Source organism: Streptomyces sp. ISL-96, assembly GCF_018614035.1.
GTDB lineage: Bacteria > Actinomycetota > Actinomycetes > Streptomycetales > Streptomycetaceae > Streptomyces.
Window position 1 is genome coordinate 66473 of sequence record NZ_JAGGPA010000021.1, and the last position, 20555, is coordinate 87027.

Annotated in this window: 15 protein-coding genes and 1 pseudogene; 10 read left to right on the plus strand and 6 right to left on the minus strand. The window is 70.3% G+C overall.

Annotated features, from left to right (window positions below; genetic code table 11):
• Positions 1–473: 473 nt before the first annotated feature.
• From J7E96_RS15195 to J7E96_RS15230, 8 genes are all read left to right on the plus strand, one after another.
• A complete protein-coding gene (locus J7E96_RS15195) occupies positions 474–1496 on the plus strand; it encodes a glycosyltransferase family 2 protein (RefSeq protein WP_215131557.1) in 1023 nt (340 codons plus the stop codon).
• Complete coding sequence (locus J7E96_RS15200) at positions 1493–2434, plus strand: lysylphosphatidylglycerol synthase domain-containing protein (RefSeq protein WP_215131561.1); 942 nt, start codon at positions 1493–1495, stop codon at positions 2432–2434. The genes J7E96_RS15195 and J7E96_RS15200 overlap by 4 nt, the downstream gene beginning before the upstream one ends.
• On the plus strand, positions 2431–3858 hold the full coding sequence (locus J7E96_RS15205; protein WP_215131564.1) for an aspartate aminotransferase family protein: 1428 nt from the start codon (positions 2431–2433) through the stop codon (positions 3856–3858). Before J7E96_RS15200 ends, J7E96_RS15205 begins: the two co-directional genes overlap by 4 nt.
• The gene (locus J7E96_RS15210; RefSeq protein WP_215131569.1) at positions 3852–4895 is read left to right on the plus strand and encodes an NAD(P)-dependent oxidoreductase; all 1044 of its coding nucleotides are present in this window, start codon (positions 3852–3854) and stop codon (positions 4893–4895) included. The genes J7E96_RS15205 and J7E96_RS15210 overlap by 7 nt, the downstream gene beginning before the upstream one ends.
• Before the next feature lie 14 nt (positions 4896–4909).
• Entirely contained in the window at positions 4910–5965 is a 1056-nt protein-coding gene (locus J7E96_RS15215) for a UbiA prenyltransferase family protein (RefSeq protein WP_308295970.1), read from the plus strand.
• A 24-nt stretch (positions 5966–5989) separates the two neighbouring features.
• Positions 5990–7057, plus strand: a complete 1068-nt coding sequence (locus tag J7E96_RS15220) for a glycosyltransferase family 2 protein (protein ID WP_308295971.1) — start codon at positions 5990–5992, stop codon at positions 7055–7057.
• A complete protein-coding gene (locus J7E96_RS15225; RefSeq protein WP_215131583.1) occupies positions 7054–8211 on the plus strand; it encodes an endonuclease/exonuclease/phosphatase family protein in 1158 nt (385 codons plus the stop codon). The genes J7E96_RS15220 and J7E96_RS15225 overlap by 4 nt, the downstream gene beginning before the upstream one ends.
• A 230-nt stretch (positions 8212–8441) precedes the next feature.
• Complete coding sequence (locus tag J7E96_RS15230) at positions 8442–9395, plus strand: aldo/keto reductase (RefSeq protein WP_215131588.1); 954 nt, start codon at positions 8442–8444, stop codon at positions 9393–9395.
• Between the two features lie 123 nt (positions 9396–9518).
• On the opposite strand, the gene J7E96_RS15235 is transcribed toward J7E96_RS15230, so the two are convergent.
• From J7E96_RS15235 to J7E96_RS15255, 5 genes are all read right to left on the minus strand, one after another.
• Positions 9519–12116, minus strand: coding sequence for a glycoside hydrolase family 3 protein (locus J7E96_RS15235; protein ID WP_215131593.1), 2598 nt, complete (start codon positions 12114–12116; stop codon positions 9519–9521).
• A gap of 8 nt (positions 12117–12124) precedes the next feature.
• Positions 12125–13918, minus strand: a complete 1794-nt coding sequence (locus tag J7E96_RS38455; RefSeq protein ID WP_215131598.1) for a PIG-L family deacetylase — start codon at positions 13916–13918, stop codon at positions 12125–12127.
• On the minus strand, positions 13915–15192 hold the full coding sequence (locus J7E96_RS15245; protein WP_215131603.1) for a sugar efflux transporter: 1278 nt from the start codon (positions 15190–15192) through the stop codon (positions 13915–13917). The genes J7E96_RS38455 and J7E96_RS15245 overlap by 4 nt, the downstream gene beginning before the upstream one ends.
• A complete protein-coding gene (locus tag J7E96_RS15250; RefSeq protein ID WP_215131606.1) occupies positions 15189–16763 on the minus strand; it encodes an NAD(P)/FAD-dependent oxidoreductase in 1575 nt (524 codons plus the stop codon). The genes J7E96_RS15245 and J7E96_RS15250 overlap by 4 nt, the downstream gene beginning before the upstream one ends.
• Positions 16764–16849: 86 nt before the next feature.
• Positions 16850–17998, minus strand: a complete 1149-nt coding sequence (locus tag J7E96_RS15255; RefSeq protein WP_215131609.1) for a radical SAM protein — start codon at positions 17996–17998, stop codon at positions 16850–16852.
• Positions 17999–18269: 271 nt separating this feature from the next.
• On the opposite strand from J7E96_RS15255, the gene J7E96_RS15260 reads away from it, so the two are divergent.
• Entirely contained in the window at positions 18270–19655 is a 1386-nt protein-coding gene (locus tag J7E96_RS15260) for a GH1 family beta-glucosidase (protein ID WP_215131614.1), read from the plus strand.
• Between the two features lie 164 nt (positions 19656–19819).
• Here J7E96_RS15260 and J7E96_RS15265 read toward each other — a convergent pair whose 3' ends face one another.
• Entirely contained in the window at positions 19820–20134 is a 315-nt protein-coding gene (locus J7E96_RS15265) for a hypothetical protein (RefSeq protein ID WP_215131619.1), read from the minus strand.
• A gap of 40 nt (positions 20135–20174) precedes the next feature.
• On the opposite strand from J7E96_RS15265, the pseudogene J7E96_RS15270 reads away from it, so the two are divergent.
• A pseudogene (locus J7E96_RS15270) lies at positions 20175–20456 on the plus strand (ISAzo13 family transposase); the annotation flags it as partial.
• Positions 20457–20555 lie beyond the last annotated feature (99 nt).

Sequence of the window (20555 nt, forward strand, 5' to 3'; positions counted from 1 at the left end):
CTGAACGGTTCACGGCCCCCCCCCCGCAGAGTTCCGGCGAAAACGAATGGTTCGTACACGCGCCCATCCCAACAAGCAGCTATCCCTGTAACGGAGTTGAGCCCGGTTGGGAACATTAGGCCTTCTGCCCGTCTTTTGCCAGGGAGTTTTGATCACCGGCGCGTGAACAGCGGGTCGCCATGACGTCGCACGCCAGTACGAAGACGCCTGAGCAGGACTGGCGGAACGGCTCGTGGGGCCACGCCGGCGTCCCTGGCGCATTGCCGCCGCCGGCCCTTCGCCCGGTCCGCGGTGCGCCTTCCCGCGCATCCCGGTACGCCCTTGGTCGTAGCCCCGTCTTCCACTTTCGCCGACAACCCGGGCGGAACAAGCCGCTGCCACTGCCGTTCGACTGACGCACATCCATACGTTGCGTGCCGAGGGCAATCCACCACAGGTCCGCCTCCGCACCCCCTCGCCGAAACGGACAGCACATGATCACGGATCGACCGACGGTGTCGGTGATTATCCCCAACTACAACTACGAGAAGACGCTCGCCGCCTGCCTGGACGCGGTGTTCGCCCAGACCCACCAGCCGTTCGAGGTGATCGTCGTCGACGACGGGTCGACCGACCGGTCGCGGAAGATCGCGGCCTCGTACCCGTGCCGGGTCGTCGCGGGAGCGGGCAACCGTGGTGTCTCCGCGGCCCGCAACATCGGCGCGTGTGAGGCGCGCGGAGAGATCCTCTTCTTTCTCGACTCCGATGTGGCCCTGCGCCTGGACGCCGTCGCGAACGCGCTGCGGGTGCTCCGCGACGACCCGGACTGCGGTCTGGTGCACGGCACGTACGACACCCGCCCGCTCTTCGACGACGGACCCGTCGAGCACTACCGCGTGCTGCACGCGCACTGGTGGCGCAGGCGCAGCGCCGGCCGGGTCGGTACGGCCGTCTTCGCGCTGGCGGCGGTGCGCCGGGAGGTCTTCGCCGCCGCCGGACCGTTCCACGAGGCGCTGCGGGACGCCGAGGACGTCGAGTACAGCGACCGGCTGATCCGGGTGGCCGCCATCCGGCTCACCGACACGGTGGTCGGGCGGCACGACGACTGTTCGAAGCTCGGGGACATGCTGGAGGAGCAGTTCCGGCGGTCCCTGCCGCTGGCCGGTTTCGCCGGGGCCCACCGGATGCGCTCGGGCGGCGTCGTGGTGAACCCCGCGCTCGGAGTACTGGGCGCCACATTGTTCGTGGCCGCTCTCCCGCTCCTGTTGGCGGCCCCCGCCGCCCCCGTACTCACGGCCGTCCCCCTGGTGTTCCTGGCCCTCTTCCTGATGGCCGACCCGGGTCTGCCGGGATTCGTCCGCCGGGAGCGCGGGCTGCGGTTCCTCGCGTACTTCCTGGCCGTGCACCTGCTCGCCCAGCTGGCGATCACGGCCGGGCTGGCCGTGGGCACCGTGCGCCGGCTGCGCGGCTCAGGAGCCCTTACCGCCGCGCCGCCGCCGGAAACGAACGCGGGATGAGCCCGGTGTGGCGCCGCGCCCTGGCCGTGCTGTTCGCCGCGGCGGTGGCGGCCGGTATCTGCGTCGCCCTGCGGGGCCAGGACTGGTCCGTGCTCTCCCAACTGCTGCACGGCGGTTCGGTCGTGGCGCTGCTGGGAGCCGTCCTGATCACCGCGGCGGGGCTGTTGTGCGGCACCAGGGCCTGGATGATGACGCTGTCGGCCGTCGCGGTGCCCGTCCCCGCCCGCACCGGAGTGCGGATGTTCTTCGTCGGCTTCCTGGGCAAGTTCGTGCCGGGACGGGTCTGGGGGCTGATCGCCCAGATCCGGATGGGCGAGCAGGCCGGGGCCACCAAGGCCCAGATGGCCGGAACGTACCTGGTCAACCTGGTGGTCGTGCTGATCACGGGCGGTACGGTCGGCATGCTGGTCGCGCCGTCCCTGCTGGCCGACGCCGCTTGGTGGCTGCTGCTGCCGCCGGTCCTGCTGCTGACCCTCGTGGCCCGGCCGGACCTGATCCACAGATCCGCGGGCCTGGCCGCCCGGATCGCCCGGCGGCAGCCGCCGCCCTCACCGGGCCGGCCGCAGGACCTGCGCCGCTCCATCGTCTACCAGACCGTCTCCTGGGTGCTGTCGGGCCTGCACGTCTGGGTGATCGCGGTGCTGCTCGGCGCGGCCCCGCTGCCCGCGCTCCCGGCCGCCGTCGGAGGATTCGCCCTCGCCACCGTGGTGGGGACCCTCGCGGTGTTCGCCCCCGACGGTGTCGGCGTGCGCGAACTCCTGCTGGTGCCCGCCCTCGCCACCGTCCTGCCGTTGCCCGCCGCCGTCGCCACCGCGCTCGGCAGCCGGGTGCTGACCCTCGTCGCCGAACTCGCCACGTCCGGCGCCGCCCTGAGTGCGGCCGCCCTCCACGGCCGCCGCACCCATCTCACCTTCCTCAGAAAGGGGACTTCCGCATGACGGAACTCATGAGCATCGACGACGCCGAAGGGCTGTCCGTCGACCAGGTGCACGGCCTGTACCGCCAGTACGTCAACAAGAGCCAGGTCTCTCTGATGACGTCGTTCGGATTCGGCCGGGAACTGGTCGACCGCGCCGAGGGCGCGTACGTCTACACCAAGGACGGCCGCCGGATCCTGGACTTCACCGGTGGCGTCGGCGTCCTCAACCACGGCCACAACCACCCGCGGATCATCGAGGCCCGCAGACGCTTCGCCGAACAGGGACGGATGGAGGTCCACAAGACCTACTTCTCGCCCTATATGGCCGCGCTGTCGCACAACCTGGCCACCGTGCTCCCCGGCGACCTGGACATGTCCTTCCTGCCCAACTCGGGCGCGGAGGCCGTCGAGGGTGCGGTGAAGCTCGCGTACAAGTACCACAACGGCCGGCGCAACACCGTTCTGCGCAGCGACATCAGCTTCCACGGCAAGCTGCTCGGCTCGGGCAGCCTCACCGGAAGCTCCCAGAACCACTTCGCCTTTCCCGGCATCCCCGGTGTGGCCACCTTCACCTACGACGACCTGGACTCCGTGCGGGCCGCCGTGCACGCGAGCCGTGACGCCAAGGGCCGGTCGGACGTCTACGCCCTGCTCATCGAGCCGTTCAGCGCCTCGACCATCCGGTGGTGTTCGGAGCAATTCCTGCGCGGGCTGCGGGAGTTGTGCACCGAGGAAGACATCGTCCTGATCTTCGACGAGATCTACAGCGGGTGGGGCAAGACCGGCACCATGTTCTACTTCACGCGCTACGCCGGGCTCATACCCGACGTGGTGACGACGTCGAAGTCCTTCGGCGGCGGCAAGTCCTCCATCTCCGCGTACGTCGCCCGCAGGCCCGTCTTCCGCAAGGCCTACGACAACCTGCAAGACGCGCTGCTGCAGAGCACCAGCACCACCTACTACGGCTTCGGCGAGGAGTGCGCCACCGCGATCGAGGCGATCAACGTCGCCGTCGAGGAAGACTTCCCGGCCCGCGCCCGGGCGATCGAGAACGTCCTGGGCCCCGGCCTGGAACGGATCGCCAAGGAGCACTCGGACATCGTCACCGAGGTCCGCGGCGCCGGAGCTCTGTGGGGCGCCTTCCTGGGCAGCACCGGAGCTCTCGACCTCGTCTCCAAACTGGCTCCGGGCGGCCTCGCGAGGGATCCGCAGTTCGGCACCAAGCTGGTCACCTGCGCCGTCATCAACGCGCTCTACCAGGACCACGACATCTACGCCTACTACACACTCAACGGCAAGAACCCCCTCGTCGTCGGCCCACCGCTGATCGCGACCCCGGCCGAGGTGGAGATCTTCCTGGAACGGCTCGACACCGTCCTCGCCACCGGACTGACCCGCCTTGTCACGCGCTTCGTCCGGGAGAAGGTGTCGTCGCTGTGGTGAAGACGGTGGTCGTGACCGGCGGCAGCGGCATGCTCGGCGGCAATCTGGTCCAGTCGCTGGCCGCCGCCGGCCTGGAGGTACGCAGCCTCGACGTGCGGCCGCCCACAGAACCGGTACCCGGCGTGGACCACGTGATCGCGGACATCCGGGACGCCGGCCGGGTGCGGGCCGCGCTGGCCGGGGCCGACGCCGTGGTGCACACGGCGGCGGCGCTGCCCAGTTACCCCGAGAACGAGATCCGCTCGATCATCGTCGACGGCACCCGGACCGTACTGCAGGCAGCGCGGGACACCGGTCTCGAACGCGCGGTGCACATCTCCTCCACGGCGGTGTACGGCCTGCCCGACACCGTCCCCACCACGGAGGACTACCCCCGCCGCCCGGTCGACGCCTACAGCCGGGCCAAGGCGGGTGCGGAAGTGGTCGCCGAGGAGTTCCGCGCCCGCGGGCTGTGCGTTCCGGTCCTGCGACCCAAAACATTCGTCGGCCCCGGCCGGATGGGCCTGTTCGCCATGCTCTTCGAATGGGCGGAGGAGGGGCGCAACTTCCCCGTCCTGGGCCGGGGAGACGTACGCATCCAGATGTTCGCGGTCGACGACCTGGTCGACGCCGTCGCCACCACGCTCGACGCACCGGCGGAGATCGCCGACGACACCTTCAACCTGGCGGCCGCCGAGTTCGGCACCCTGCGGGAGGACTTCCAGGCCGTACTGGACGCCGCCGGACACGGCAAGCGCGTGGTCTCCATCCCCGCCGCGCCCGCGGTCGTCGCCCTGGACGTACTGAGCCGGCTGCGGCTGTCCCCGGTGTACGGCCGGCTGATCCACAAGCTGCGCGCCGACTCCTACGTCAGCATCGACAAGGTGGGTGAGGTGCTCGGCTGGACACCCCGCTACTCCAACAGCGACGCCATCCTCGCCACCTACCAGTGGTGGCGCACCAGCAGAACCACCGCCGAAGCGACACCGTCCGCGGGCCGGACCAGCCGGGAGCCCTGGAAACAGGGCGCCTTGGGCCTGGCCAAGGCCCTTTTCTGAGCGGGGAGACCACCGTGACGACCAGTGCCGACCAGCCCCTCGATACCAGTCTGCCCGCGCCACCGCCGCAGCACCGGCTGAGCGACCAACCCCTCGCCGTCACGGACATCACGCTGCCCGGCGAGCCGCCCCAGCGCCGGTTACGTGACCAGCCCCTCGACACCGGTCTGCCCCTGGAACCGCCGCGGCACCGGCTCCGGAACCTGCCGCGCGATCTGCTGTCCCTGATACGCCCGGGCCAGTGGCCGAAGAACCTGCTGGTCGTGCCGCTCGCCCTGCTGGACGCGCAGGTGGCGCCACCGGGGCTGCTGACCCGCACCGCCTGGGCCGTACTGCTGTTCATCCTCGCGTCGTCCATGGTGTACGTCCTGAACGACCTGTGCGACCGTAACCGCGACCGGGTCCATCCGACCAAACGCCACCGGGTCATCGCCTCGGGACGGGTCGGTGTGCCGACCGCCATCGCCTTCGGGGGCGCGCTGGGCCTCCTGCTGGCGGGAGCGGCGGTGTACGGCCCCGTCGACGACTGGTGGCCGATCGCCGTCTACCTGGCCCTCAACCTCGCATACAGCCGCGGTCTGAAGCACGTCCCCCTGCTGGACGTCTTCGTGGTGGCCACCGGATTCGCCCTCCGCGTGGTCCAGGGCCACCTGGCCGGCGGCACGCAGATCCGCAGCTGGCTGCTGGTCTCGGTGTTCTCGCTCTGCCTGGTGTTCGTGCTGGGAAAGCGCAGACACGAGATGCTGGCGGGCGGCGTCTCCCATCGTCCGTCACTGCGCGGCTACTCCGTCCAGTACCTCGACCACCTGATCGGGCTGTGCGCCAGCGTCACCGTGGTCGCCTTCCTGTTCCACCTCCAGCAGTCGGTCGGCAACCCGTACGCCGACCTGGCGGTGCTCGGCTCGGCGCCCTTCGCGCTCTTCGCCATGGCCAGGTACTTGCAACTGCTGCACGTCAACGGCGGCGGCGGTGAGCCCACTCGCATCCTGCTCCGCGACCGGGCCATGGTCGTCAACTCCCTGCTCTGGGGCCTGCTGCTCGGCGGCACGCTCCTCGCCACCCATCACTAGTCCCGCGCTCCCAGGAGGATCACCGTGCCCCGACCCCTCGTGTCGGTCGTCATTCCGAACTACAACTACGGCAACTCGATCGGTCTGTGCATCGACGCGGCCCTGCAACAGACGTACGACCCGCTCGAAGTGATCGTGGTCGACGACCACAGCACCGACGACTCCCTGCGGATCGCCCGCCGCAGGGGCGTGACCGTACTGCAGACACCGCGCAACAGCGGCGTCGCCGTGGCACGCAACACGGGCGCGGCGGCGGCCCGCGGTGAGATTCTGTTCTTCGTCGACTCGGACGTGGCCCTGCGGCCCGACGCGGTGGAGAAGGCCGTCGAGGAACTGCTCGCCCACCCCGAGTACGGAGCGGTGTGCGGCATCTACGAGGACGAACCGCTGATCAGGGACAGCATCGTCGAGGAATGCCGGGTGCTGCAGGCCTACTGCTGGCGGATGGACTCCCTCGGCACGGTCAGTTTTCTGTTCTCCTCGCTCACCGCGATCCCGCGCCGGGTCTTCCAGGAGATCGGCCCGTTCAACCCGCTGCTGCGGCAGACCGAGGAGGTCGACTACGGCCAGCGGATGTCCGCGCACTACCAGATCATGGTCACCCCTCACGTCCTGGGACGGCACGACGACGACGAGAAGTTGCTGCCCCTGGTACGCAAGCTGTTCCGCCGGGCCCGGCTGAGAGTCCCGCTGTTCGCCCGGCGCCGGCGCTTCGCCAAGGGCTTCGAGACCGCGTCCCGGTCGATGGGCGCGATGGCCGCGCTCGGCGCGGTGGTCAGCCTGCCGCTCGCCCTGTCCGGCCCCGCCTGGCTGTTGGTTCCGGTGGCACTGGCCGGCCTCTCGGTCGCCGGCGACCTGTCGATGTACCGCTACGTCCTCAACCGGCGCGGGTGGCGGTTCCTCGTGGTCTTCACCTCGGTGGCCTTCTCCACGAACGTTGCCATATCGGCGGGCATCGCCGTGGGCGCCGTCCACTGGCTGGTGTCCGGCCGCTTCCGCCGGATGTACGCCCCCCAGTGGCCGGCCGCCGGGGAGCAGGTCCTCACCGCGCCGGAGCAGCGGCCCGGGCAGACGCCCGGAATGACGGCATGAGCACTCCTCTCGAGGAGGTCCGGACCAGCGGGACAGCCGGAGAGGTCCCCGCACCGCCGGTCTCCCCGCGGCGACCGGGCCGCCTGGCAGCCCGGTCGCTCATCGTCGCCCTGGCGTTGTGGACGGCCTTCCTGGCGGCGTTCTACGTGCTCACCGGTGAGCACTGGTGGTGGAGACCGGTGGAGCTGGCGCCGCCGCTGACGTTCGTCGTGGTTCCGCTGCTCCTGCTGGTGCTCACCCCGCTGGCGCGCGGGGCCCGTCTCCCGCTGGCCGCCGCCGCACTGTGCTGCCTCCTGCTCGGTCTGCCCCTGGTGGGACTGAACGTCCACGCGCTGCCGGGTGCCGGCGGCGGGTCGGCCGCACCGCCGGGCGCGGTCCGGGTGTTCTCGTGGAACACCGAGTACTGGAGCGACGACGGCGACCAGGAGGCGTTCTACGCGTATCTGAAGGCGCAGCGGGCCGACGTCTATCTGCTGCAGGAGCACGTGTCCTGGGACGTCCCCGGCCACCGGCCGGTCCGCGCGGACCACGTGGCCGAACTCCGCGCACGCTTCCCCGGGTTCGACGTGGTGGCCGTCGGGGAGATGCTGACCATGTCCCGCTACACGATCGAGGACTGGCGGGGTCTGGACAACTGGCCCCACCTGTCCGATCCCGCCATCGGCATGCCGCCCGACGGCCGGTTCCCGGACTACTACCGGTACAAGACCCTGCGCACCGATCTGCGGATCGACGGACGCGTGATGGCGTTCTACAACGTCCACGTCCCCGTGCAGCTCGACATCTCGATGGACCCCGGCTCGGCGCAGTTCACCGACTTCATGCGGGCCCAGGAGGTCCGGCGACAGGCGACCTACCGGGCTCTGGAGCAGGACCTCGCGAAGAACCGGCTGCCCGTGCTGGTGGCAGGCGACATGAACGGCACCTCGGCCATGGGCGAACTGCGCCGGCTCGGCGGCCGGCTGCGGGACGCGCTGCCCGCCGGCGACCAGCTCAACCCCGTGTCCTGGCCCGCGAGCGGACCGGCGATGTGGCGGCTGGACTGGGCGTTCACCAGCGAATCGGTGAAGGTCCACACCTACCGGATGGTGGACAGCCTGGGCATGTCCGACCACCGGGCGCAGGCGCTCACGATGACGGCGCCCACCGGCTGAGGGTACGTCGCCGGGTGCCCGGAGCGGCCACCTCGTGCGCGAGAGGGCCGGGGCCTACGACGAAGGTCGTACGACGAACTGTCCGAAGCGCTCAGATCACCTCGGAAGCGTCCTGGCGTCCCACCGGTTCTCATACGGTGCTGTCAGCGTCCGTCCGCAGGAGGTGCGAGTGAGCACCTGCTGTGCCCTCAACACCCAGACACCCCAACACGCAAGAGCTCGGAGGAACGATGCAGCAGCGATCCCTGCACGACCGCACCGGTACGCTGGTCAGCAGGCTGGCGCTGGGCGCCATGCCGTTCGGCACCACCGTTGACGAGAAGACGTCGTTCGCCATCCTGGACCGGTTCGTGGACGCCGGGGGAACGACCATCGACACCGCCAACTGCTACTCGTTCTGGGTCCCAGGCGGCACCGGCGGCGAGAGCGAGTCCTTGCTCGGCCGTTGGCTGAAGGACAGGGGCAGCCGTGACCGCCTGACCATCGCCTCCAAGGTCGGTTCCGGCCCAGGGCCGGACGGGCAGGCCGAGGGGCTCAAGCCGGCCGTGATCCAGGAGCAGTTGGAAGGAACCCTGCGCCGCCTGGGCACCGACCACGTGGACATCTACTACGCGCACCGCGAGGACCGGAGCACGCCCGACGAGGAGACCCTCGCCGCCTTCCACCGGACCGTGGCCGACGGGAAGACCCGGGTGCTGGGTGCGAGCAACCACACCGCCTGGCGGCTGGCCGAGACCCGGGCCCTGGCCGAGCAGCGCGGCTGGACCCCGTACACGGCGGTGCAGCAGCGGTACTCGTACCTGCAGCCCCGGCCGAAGACCACGCTGCCCGAGGGCGGCCACGTGCACGCGAGCGACGAGTTGCTGGACTACGTGAGCAGCCGCGGCCTCACGCTGTTCGCGTACACCAGCCTGCTCTGGGGTGCCTACAGCCGCCCGGACCAGCCGCTTCCGGAGCACTACGCGCACCCCGGCACGGAGCGCCGGCTCCAGGCGCTCGCCAAGGTGTCCGACGAGCTGGGCGTGACGCCGATCCAGGCGGTCCTGGCCTGGCTGACCGGCGGCGAGGCCGCTGTGGTCCCGGTCATCGGCGTCAGCTCGGTGACCCAGCTCGACGAGTGCCTCGCGGCCGCCGACCTGGAGCTGCCCGGGGAACTGCGCAAGGTCCTCGACGAGGCAGTCTGACGTCGGCCTTTGACGACGTGCGACAAGCCGGACCCCGGTGACCGCTGACGGCGTTCACCGGGGTTCGGACGGGGCGGCCCGTACGAAGCGGGGAATGCCTCCAGGGCCCAGGGGCCGGAGCCCTTACGGCACCGGGGGAACGCGCCAGCCGATGTCGGCGATCTCCAGCGACGCCGTCCCCTCGGTGTAGAGCATGAACGGCACGTCCACATGGCGCAGGTCCATGCCCGCCGCCGCCAGACCGGTGAGCGGAACCGACACCTCTGTCCACTCACCCTCCGCCGCCTCGCGCAGTCTCGGCGCCAGGTCCACGCCGGGCTGGGCGGGGTAGTCGTCGTGGCAGGCCAGGAACAAGGGGGCCGAAGGCGGCTCCGTCACCCGCGCGAGGAAGCGCACGTGTGCCCCGGCGTTCAGGTGGCCGCGGAGGTCGGCAGGGGTGCCGGTGGGGGATTCCGCGTAGACGAAGGCCGGATAACCGTTGAAACGCAGCCGCAGCCCGGTGCCGCCGACGGGCGCGGGCACGGGGTCGGTGTGCAGGATGAGCAGCCGCAACGGGCCGGTGAGCGGGACGGTCTCCCGGGACCATGTGTTGTGGCCGCCGACCCGCAGCTGGTACGGGGTCCCCTCCGCGTCCAGGACCCGCAGCGGTCCGTCCGCCGGGGGCGGCGGCGGGGCCGCCGGGAGCTCGTCGGACGGCAGCGCAACGGGCGGGGGTGCCGGGTCGTGCAGGGACAGGCCGTGGCCGACGGGGAAGAGCGCGGTGTACCGGCCTTCGGGCGCGGTCTCCTCGGCGGGTACCCGGTAGTCGGGCAGGTGGGGCGGGACCCGGTTGACGGCGGCGGAGTCGCGCGTCCGCGGCCAGGACGACGGCAGCCGGCCCTGGAAGTCGTACGCGGGCGAGCCGTCCGGCCCGGCGAACAGCACGTCGGTGATGCCCTGCGCGTACGGTCCCGGCAGCCAGGCGACGACGAAGGCCCGGGAGAGGTTGATCTCCTCCGTGCTGTACAGGGGCCGGCCGGTGAAGAAGACGGAGACGGCGGGCAGCCCGGCCGAGTGCAGCCGGCGCAGCACGTCCAGGTCGCGGGCGTAGGAGAGCTTCAGGTCGGCGTAGCCGAGTGACCGCCAGGGCTTGAGGGTGCCGCGCATCTCCGCGTAGGAGTCCTCGCCGAGGGCGACGACTGCCACGTCGAAGCCGGCGGGGTCCGCGTGTTCCAGTGCCGGGTCGACGGTGCACTGTTCGGCGCCGACGACGGAGCGGACCGCGTCCGCCAGCGTGGTACCGCCCGGCAGGTCGGCGCGGTCCACGTCGTCGCCCTGCCAGGTGAGCGTCCATCCGCCGCACTGCTTGCTCAGGTCGTCGGCGCCGCTGCCGGTGACCAGGACCCGGGTCGTGCGGGACAGGGGCAGCAGGCCGGCGCTGTTCTTGAGCAGGACCAGTGACTTGCGCGCGGCTTCACGTGACAGCGCCCGGTGCTCGGCGCAGCCGATGACCTCCGACCCGGCGCGGGTGAGCGCGCGGTCCCGCGGGCGGGGCTTGTCCCACAGTCCGGCGCGCATCTTCACCCGCAGGACGCGGGAAACCGCGTCGTCGATGCGGGCCATGGGGATGACGCCGTCGCGCACGTACTCCACCGTCGTGCGGTGCACGCTCTGCCAGTGCTCACGGCCGGCGATCATCAGCACGTCGAGCCCGGCGTTGATCGCGTAGCCGGCGTCCCCGCCGGAGCAGCCGGCGACCTCGGCGTGCGCGTCCCAGTCGCTGATGACGATGCCGTCGAAGCCGAGGGTGTCCTTGAGCACGTCGGTCAGCAGGTAACGGCTGCCGTGCACCTTGTCGTTGTACGGCTCGGCGCGTCCGGGCGTGTGGTCGTAGTTGGCGGGATTCTCCCAACTGCTGAACGAGACCATCACGCTCTGCGCGCCGGCCTCGATGCCGGCCACGAAGCCCTGGGCGTGGATGTCCCTGAGCACGTCCTCCGAACAGCGCGCGGTGCCCCGGTCGGCGCCGTTCTCCGTACCGCCGTCGGCGATCCAGTGCTTGAGCGTGGCGAGCACCTTCCCGTCGGCGCGCAGCGCGGCGACATCGCCCTGCAGGCCCTCGACCATGGCCCGCCCGTAGGCGTGCACGACGGTCGGGTCCTCGCCGTAGCCCTCGTAGTAGCGGCCCCAGCGGCGGTCGCGCGGAGTGGTAACGGTGGGAGCGAAGATCCAGTCCATCCCGGTCGCGGCGACCTCGCGGCCGGTGACCGCGCCGATGCGCCGCACCAGGTCCGGGTCGCCGGCCGCGCCGAGACCGATGTTGTGCGGGAAGATCGTCGCGCCGTGGACGTTGTTGTGCCCGTGCACCGCGTCGGTGGCCCACATGAACGGGACGCGGAACGGCCGGTCCTGCCAGCACTCCTCCGCGGCCGCCCAGAAGCCGTCCACGGTGTCCACCCAGTCGGCCACGCTCGCGTGGCGCTTGCCACCGGGCCATATGCCGGCGCCGTTGAGCGCGGAGCCGATCCGGTAGTCGCGCACGTCCTCGGGGGTCAGCTCGGCCAGCTCGGGCTGGATCATCTGGCCGACCTTCTCCTCCAGCGTCAGCTGCCCCAGGATCTCGGCCACCCGGCGCTCGACCCCGGCGTCACGCGGGATCGCCGAGGTGAGCCGGGGCCACTGGGTCAGCGGCCGCAGGTCCGGAAGCCCGGTCGGCGCGGGTGCCTCGCTGTCGGTCGTCACGTCGGTCGTCACTTTCCTTCGTCGGTGCCGGTCCTGCCGACCGGCTCGGTGGTCCAGAACTCCTCGGTCCGCGCGGCGAACACCCGCTCCTGGAACGGCAGCGGCACCACCGGCCGGGTCTGTCCGGGTGCGTACAGCTCGACCTGGGTGCGGTGTTCGCGGAACGCGGCGTGCTTCTGCGGCAGGTACCCGCTGATATCGACGGACACGAGCCGCTCGGTGACCACGCCCGGATCGGCCGCCGGGCTGCGGTTGACGAAGCCGAACTCCTCCTCGGTGCGTTCGTCCCACACCACGTACCGGTACACGGCCGGAGTGAGTCCCAGTTCCGCCAGGCAGGACACCACTGTCTCGCCGGTCAGCCGGTGGTCGGCGTTGAGCTCCTTCACCTCGTGGGGGATGTACACGTCGGTGACCGCCCCGTTCTCCCGCAGGATGTCCAGCACGTCCTTGCGGAACTGGGGGAGGTGCTCGGCGAGCTGGGTGTCGGGGTAGTTCAGGAACCACGCCGCCTCCTTGCCCAGACCCAGGGCCACGGCCGCCGCGCGCGCCTCCTCACGTCGGATCAGGAGCAGTTCGGCGGGCGTCGGGTCGCAGTGGATGTCCAGCACCGCGGAGTGGGACATCGCGCCGTCGGTGGCGAACACCACTCCCACTCGGGCGCCCTCGTCCGCGAGCCGGGCGATGGTGCCGCCGACGGCGATCACCTCGTCGTCGGGGTGTGGTGAGAAGACCAGCACCCGGGGCGCGTCCCGCCGCGCCTCGCGGTCCTTCCAGACCCAGGTACCGAGCAGGGGCGGGGACATGTGTTCTCCCTTGATGGCGTCCACGGAAGCCTGTTCGCCGAGGGGCCCCCCTGCGGCGGCCCGCTCGGCGTCCGCCTGGTCGATGGGGCGGATCTCGGTGCCGAACCGGTCGGTGACCTCGCCGTCGGCCAACCCCCGGGAGCGCAGGATGTCCTCGATCTCGTGGAAGTGGTTGTCCGGCACCAGGCGGGCGACCGGGGTGTCGTACTTCGTCGCGAAGTACTGGTAGTTGTGAGCGGCCGAGCGCATGTTCTCCTCGTAGCTCTTCGGGTGCGGGACGTGGATCGCCGCGGCGTCGCGGCGCAGCACGAAGCGGGCGCCCGCCGTGCGTAGCCGGTAGCCGAGATCGACGTCCTCCGCACCCCAGGAGCGGTATGCCTCGTCGAAGCCGCCGGCCTCCCGCAGCAACGCGGTGGGGGCCGACGCGTTGCAGGTCCACCACATCAGCCACGGCGCCGTCAGGGCGTCCAGATCCTCGCCGTAACGCTCGTAGTAGTCCTCGCGGATGTCGGGCCAGCTGCGCCGCTCGGAGAACTCGGCGAAGGAGACGTCGGGGTCGGCGAAGTCGATGGCCTCGGTGATCTCGTCACCGTCCTCGTTGCCCTCGTTGAAGCAGAGCACGTAACCGACGACCGCCGTGGGCGCGGACGTCTCCCGGTGCGCGGCCAGGTGGCGGGCGAGCGCGCCCGACTGAAGGATCACGCCGGAGTCGACGAACACGCAGACCTCGGAGCGGGCCTGCTCGATGCCGACGTTGCGGGCCTTGGCGACCCGGTAGCCCTCGTCCTCGTGGAAGAAGTGGCGCACGTCGAGCCGGTCTCGGTAGCCGGCGACGATCTCCGCCGTGTCGTCGCTGGAGCCGTCGTCCGCGACCACCACTTCGAAGCGGTCGTCGGCGTCGAGCCGCTGGCGGCACAGCGAATCCATGGTGTGCCTCAGCAGAGCTGACCTGTTGTAGGTGGGTATGACGACTGTGCAGGCCGGCGACGCGGTCACGCGGCGCTCCCTTCGCGGGGGTCGGTCCGAGCGGTGAGATCGGGGGTGTGGTCCACGGGGACGGAACGCAGGAACAGCGAGAGCAGCCCGGCCAGCCCGGTCAGCCCGGCGCACACCCAGAAGACCTGGCCGTAGCCGGTCCAGGTGGCCACCGTGCCGACGGTCAGCCCGCCCAGGAACATTCCGGCTTTGAAGGCGCTCGAGTACAGGGCCGACGCGGTACCGAACCGGCCGGGCAGGCTGTCCTGAAGCATGACGACGGGAATGTTCAGGGCCACCGCCGCCCAGGCGGAGTTGAGGGGTTGCAGCGCGAGCAGCGTCAGCCGGCTCTCCGCGAGCGGGAGGAGGGCGAAGAACAGGGTGGCGCAGACGGTGGCCGCGAGCATCAGTCGCTGCTTGCCGATCCGGTCCGCCCAGACCCCGACCAGCACCATCAACGGGATCTCCACAGCGGCGCTGACACCGAGCAGCAGCCCGGCGAACTGCGCGCTCATCCCCAGTTCTTCGGTGATGTAGAGGGGGAGGTTGATCTGGTACATCATGTTGGCGCCGAGCAGCAGCACTACGGCCCCGAGCACCAGCGCCGTACGCCGCCCGACTCCGGCGAACATCCCCCGCAGCCCGGGGGCGGTCTCGACGTCGGACTCGGCCGGTTCCGGTCCGCCGGGGTCGGGCAGCCCCCACCGGCAGAGCGCCGCCGCCAGCAGGGACAGGACGGCCGTCGCGGCGTACAGGGCGGTGAAGGACCACTGGGCGATCACCCAGAAGGCCAGCGGCGGTCCCACCACCCACGCCAGTGAGGTGACCGAGCGCAGAAAGCCGTTGAAGAACGGGGCGTCCACGCCCCGCGCGTCGGCCAGTTCGCGGGTGTAGGCGAAGAGCTGGCCGAAACAGGCGCCGCCGAGACCGAAGCAGATCATTCCCGACAGGAGCAACAGGTAGTAGTCGCGCAGAAACGTGTAACACAGGGCCCCGGACGCGTTGAGCAGCGCAGTCAGCACCAGAATGGTGCGGCGGTTGCCCAACCGGTCGGAGACCGCGCCCACCACCACGTCCGTGCCGATCTCCGCTACCGACCGGGCGGCGAAGAACAGACCGACCATCAGCGGCGTGGCGGCGACCGCCTCGTTCAGGAAGAGGCTGGTCGTGGGCACCACGAACGCCCCGGCCACCCCGACTGCCGCGGTGGCGGTGATCAGGTTGCGCACCGCGGGATCACCCAGCAGGCGCCAACGGGCGCGGGACTTCTTCCCGGTCACGCTCTGGGCGCTCACGTGGCCCTTCCCGTCATCGGGCCGACGGAGGCGGTGTCGCGTTGCCGGTACGGCAGTGAGGGCTCCAGCCGGCGGTCGGCGGGGACCCGCGCGGCGGCGTCCAAGTCGGCCGCGTCGATCTCGCCACGGTCCAGCAACCGCTCCCGGACGGCGAGCGGCAGCGCGGCCAGGACGCGGTGCCGCAGACTGGCCAGGTCCAGCCGTCCGTCGTGCACGGCGGGTAACGGCCGGGCCTGTCCAGGGCGCAGATTGGCGGGGTCGACCTGGCTGGAGACCAGGGTCCAGTAGTCCCGGAAGTGCACGGCCGGGTCGGGCAGCATGCCGCTGAGCAGTCGGAGGCGGACGGTCTCCAGCCAGCAGTCGAGATAGCGCCGGTCGTGGAGCGCGGACATGTGCCGGGTGCACCACTCGGCGCGCTCGGCGGGGCCGGGCAGTGCCGTCTTACCGCCGAGCACGCTCAGCACCCAGCCGGAGATCGCCTCGAAGTACGGGCAGGCGGTACCGAACGCCTCGGTGTCCACGGGGGTGTTGACCACGGCCAGGGTCGGGTCGTGCCGCCAGAAGTGGTGCTCGAAGAGGTCCTCGCGGCGCAGGCCGTCGATGAATCCGTAGTCGGGCGGCTCGTAGCCAAGACACAGCACCACGGCGTCGTACCGGTCCGTGGTGCCGTCCGCGAGGACCACCCCGCCGTCGGGGTCGAACCGGGCCAAGGCCGGCACCGGGTGCACCTCGCCGCCGTACACCGCGGGGATGATCTTCTCGTTGACGTGTACCGCACCGTGGAAATCGTGTTCCGGCAGGAGTCCGGTGGCCCGGTACATGCGCATGTACTCCGGCAGCCATTCGGCCAGCCAGCCCAGGTACTCGGCGTACGGCACCTCTTCGACGGCGACCCGGCCCGCGTACGAGAACAGGGCGTCGTTGTGCGCGCCGGCGATGGTGCGCGGCAGGAAAAGGACCTTGCGGCGCACGGACCAGTCCACCCGGCCGGCGTGCGGCGCCAGGTCGGCGGCGATGTCGGCGCCGCTCACCCCGCCGCCGACGACGAGGACCCGCCGGCCGGCGAACCCCGCCGGTCCGCGGTACTCGGCGGAGGTGAGCACCCGGACCCCGGTGCCGGACAGCGGGACACCGCCGTCCGGGAGCCGGGGCCGCCACAGTTCGCCGTTGGCGACGAGCACGGCGTCGGCGCGCTCGGAGTGCTCGGCGCCGTCACGGGAGTCGCGGGCGGTCACCCGCCAGTGCGGGCCGTCCTTCTTGACCCCGATGACCTCGTGGCCGAATCGCACGGAGTCGAGCAGACCGAATTCCTCGGCGTACGACCGCAGGTAGTCCTGGACCTCGGCCTGGGTGGGGAAGTCGGCGGCGAAGCCCGGAGGGTGGTCGGAGAACGGCATGCTCATGCGCGAGCTCTGCATGCGGACCCCGGCGTACGCGCCGCCCGACGCCGGGTTCCAGATGCCCCCGAGATCCTGGTGCTTCTCGTAGCAGACCACGTCGTGGCCGTCGGCGAGGGCCTGCTTGACGCAGGTGAGCCCCGCGAGACCGGCTCCGATGACGGTTATGCGCATCTGGGCTCCTCGCCTCGATGATGGGAATTCAGGTGTGCGGCGAGCGCCGGGTGCCGGGCAATGGAAGGGTGGCGGGTGAACCCGCGTCAGATGAAGGGGTCGAAGTCCTCGGCGAGGCCGACCGGTTCAGGACGCTCCTTGAGCAGGGGAATCTCCTGGTTGGTGCCGTGCCGTGCGCACACGAAGCGGCAGTCCTCGCTGGGATCGATCACCGTGGTGTCGGCCGACGACCACATCTCGGCGAAGCTCATCTTCTGGATGTCACCGATGCGGCCCTTGGGGTTGCCCCGGTGGTACGGGCAGATGAAGACACCGGTGGGGGTGATCGTGGTACGCAGCTCGGCGACCGAGCAGGTGTGGTAGTCCTTCGGCTGCTCGGGGGCGGCGCTGCGGCGCACGGCCTGCCAGTTCGAGGAGTGCAGGATGTGGAAGGAGTCGTCCGCCAGCAGGCGCAGCCGGGCGATCTGCTCCTCGACCGCCTCGATGTCCTCAAGACGCTGGTTGACCGTGTAGTGGTCCTCGTCCAGCATCGCCTTGACCTCGAAGTAGTCGCAGCCGATGTCCCGTGCCAGCACGCCGGCCTGGTACACCTCGTCGTAGTTGGAGTCGGTCACCTTGCCGTCGCTGTCGAAACGCTGCATCAGCAGGAACGAATAGCCGAGCCGGCCCCGCTTGCGGGAGGCGAGCAGCCGCATGTTCTCGACGACCTGCGGGAAGGCGCTGTGCTTGCCGCGGCTGGGGCGGAAGGCCTGGTAGGTGTCCGGGGTCCCGGCGTCCATCGAGACCCGCACCCAGGACATCATTGCGGCGAGCTGGTCGATGTACCGGTGGATCTGCGTTCCGTTGGTGACCAGGCCCAGCTGGATGCCGGACTCGTGGAGCACCTCGATGATCCGCCCGACGGAACGGTGGAGCAGCGGCTCGCCACCCCCGATCAGGATCACAGCGCGGACCTGGGACTCGCCCAGTTCGTGGGCCAGCTCGACGATGCGGTCCTTGGCTATCTGACCGTGGTGCAGTACCTGGGTGCTGATGCACTCCGGGCAGGCCAGGTCGCACACGGTCGTGGGGTCCAGGTCGACGACGAGAGGCGAGGGCAGCCGCTTGCCGTGGGCGACGTCGAGGGCGGCGGGGTGCACGGAACGCTGGTAGATCTTGCCCACCAGATCGAGATTCCGCTCCACGAATCGTGTGCCGAGGGTCCGGCCGGGCTGGACGGAATTGCTGTCGGGCATAGGTACGGTCCCTTTTCGGTTCGGCGGACGAGCGAGGAACGCGGAGTACGCGGAAAGTGGTGGGCGAAGGCGATGGGAGCGCTCCCGCGACGGTGCCGCAACTGGTCAAGACCTGTCAACCAGCGATCGGAAATCGGCCGTACGGTTAAGTCAAGTGGCTGGATCTGATTGCCTCTTGACAACCAGAAGTCGACTGAGCAACCTCTGTGGGAGCGCTCCCACAGCTTGTGGCAAGTGAGGGCGCACCAACGCCACCAGGAGGCTGACACCGATGACCGCTGCGAGCGCCGGGCCAGTGGAGAGAGCGGCCGTGGACGGGCTACCCGTGGACTTCGTCTGGGGGGCTGCCACGGCTGCGTACCAGATCGAGGGAGCCGCAGCCGAGGACGGGCGCACTCCGTCCATCTGGGACACCTTCAGTCACACGCCCGGAGCCGTGGCCGGCGGCGACCACGGCGACACGGCTTGCGACCACTACCACCGGATGCCCGAGGACGTCGCACTGCTCGCCGACCTCGGCCTGGACGCCTACCGCTTCTCCCTCTCCTGGCCGCGCGTCCAGCCGGGCGGCCGGGGGCCGGCGAACGCACGCGGCCTCGCCTTCTACGACCGTCTGGTGGACGAGCTGCTGGCCAAGGACATCACCCCCTGGGTGACCCTCTACCACTGGGACCTGCCCCAGGAACTGGAGGACGCGGGCGGCTGGCCGAACCGGGACACCGCCTACCGCTTCGCCGAGTACGCCGGGATCGCGGCCGCCGCCCTCGGTGACCGGGTGACCAACTGGATCACCCTGAACGAGCCCTTCTGCTCGGCGATGCTCGGCTACTACCACGGTGTCCACGCTCCGGGCCGCAAACACTTCCCCGACTTCACCAAGGCGGCTCACCACTTGCTGCTCGGCCACGGCCTGGCCGTCAAGGAGGTGCGGGCGCAGGCGGCTCTGCCGCCCCGGATCGGCATCACCTTCAACCCCGTCCTCGCGCAACCCGCTTCGACCTCGCCCGAGGACGTCGAGGCCGCCCGCCGGGCCGATGCGCTGGGTGCGCGGCTCTACCTCGACCCGGTACTGCGCGGCAGCTACCCGGAGGACCTGCTCGCCGACCTCGCGCCGCACGGGGCCGAGCCGCCGGTCGAGGACGGCGACCTGCGGACCATCTCGCAGCCGCTGGACTTCCTCGGAATCAACTACTACTTCCGGGATGTCGTACGGCCCTCCGACGAGCCGCACGGTTACCTCTCGGTGCCGCAGACCGAGCGCCCCTCGACCGCGATGCCCTGGGAGATCTACCCGGAGGGCATGACCGAGCTGCTCACCCGCATCACCAGGGAGTACCCCGGCCTGCCGCTGTACATCACGGAGAACGGTGCGGCCTTCGACGACACGAGCTCCGCGGTGGACGAGGCAGGGCGGATCCAGGACGAGAACCGCATCGTCTTCCTCGCCGACCACCTCGCGGCCATCGGCAGGGCCCGTGAGGCGGGCGCGGACGTCCGCGGTTACTTCTGCTGGTCGCTGATGGACAACTTCGAGTGGGCGTACGGCTACGCCAAGCGCTTCGGTCTGGTCCACGTGGACTACGACACGCAGCGGCGCACTCCCAAAGCAAGCGCGTTGTGGTTGCGCGACGCGGTGGCGGCCTCCAGGGGGCGCTGACGCGGCCCATGGACAGCCCAGCAAGAGCCTGCAGGGAGATCGTGTCCATACGGGATCTCCCTGCAGGCAAGGGCGGACGATGTCTGCACAGGGCGAAGGGCGGCCTGAGCGCTAGCGGCTCACGCTTGCCGCATTCGCATCATGCAGCAGTCCTGCATGGCGGCTTACTCGTTGAACCAGTGAGAGTACTGGGCAGCGCCCCCACCTTGCCACCAGAGCTGCATCTGGTATTCGCCAGAGTTGGGGATGTTGTAGCCACCCTTGTCGCAGCCGGCGTCGCCACCATCGTTGACGGTGAGCATGGTCTGCCCGCCCTTGCGGACCACTTGTCCCTCAACGCCGTGACCGTCTGCTCTGGTGTCGCAGACCTCGAACATGTCACCGTCATCGATGTAGGTCATCTTGCCCCGGCCGTCCGGAAGCGTGATGACCTTGTTGGTGTCGAGGACGGTGGCTTCGTCGGCCTGAGCCGTCGACACCGTGCCGGCGAATACCGTGGCTATGGCCGCACCGGCCACGGCCCCGGGCGGCGGCCGAAAAGCCAAACTCGACCTGGCCGACCGGGTCCTGGCCACCGTGCTGCAACAAAACCTCGCCCTGCCGCCCGCCGTGCTGGCCCACCTCTTCGCCGTCAGCAAGGACACCATCCGCCACACCACCAGCGAGATTCGGCGGCTGATGGACCAGCACGCACACACATCCCGGCCCCCAGCAGCACACCTGAACACCCTGGCAGGACTCCTCGTTCACGCCGCCGCACACGGCGCGACCCTCACGACAGAGACCAAACCAACGTGTTGATTCTTTACGGACCCTTAGAGTGCGGGAATGCTGTGGAGCAGGTTGCGGACCCGATCCGCCCCCGTCTTGTCAGTGCCCCGCCGCCCGGGGTATGCGCCA

Bases quoted from the DNA above. Each gene is read 5' to 3' on its own strand.
- J7E96_RS15195 (WP_215131557.1), top strand. From the start codon at position 474: ATGATCACGGATCGACCGACGGTGTCGGTGATTATCCCCAACTACAAC.
- J7E96_RS15230 (WP_215131588.1), top strand. From the start codon at position 8,442: ATGCAGCAGCGATCCCTGCACGACCGCACCGGTACGCTGGTCAGCAGG.
- J7E96_RS15205 (WP_215131564.1), top strand. From the start codon at position 2,431: ATGACGGAACTCATGAGCATCGACGACGCCGAAGGGCTGTCCGTCGAC.
- J7E96_RS15250 (WP_215131606.1), bottom strand. From the start codon at position 16,763: ATGCGCATAACCGTCATCGGAGCCGGTCTCGCGGGGCTCACCTGCGTC.
- J7E96_RS15260 (WP_215131614.1), top strand. From the start codon at position 18,270: ATGACCGCTGCGAGCGCCGGGCCAGTGGAGAGAGCGGCCGTGGACGGG.
- J7E96_RS15225 (WP_215131583.1), top strand. From the start codon at position 7,054: ATGAGCACTCCTCTCGAGGAGGTCCGGACCAGCGGGACAGCCGGAGAG.
- J7E96_RS15255 (WP_215131609.1), bottom strand. From the start codon at position 17,998: ATGCCCGACAGCAATTCCGTCCAGCCCGGCCGGACCCTCGGCACACGA.
- J7E96_RS15200 (WP_215131561.1), top strand. From the start codon at position 1,493: ATGAGCCCGGTGTGGCGCCGCGCCCTGGCCGTGCTGTTCGCCGCGGCG.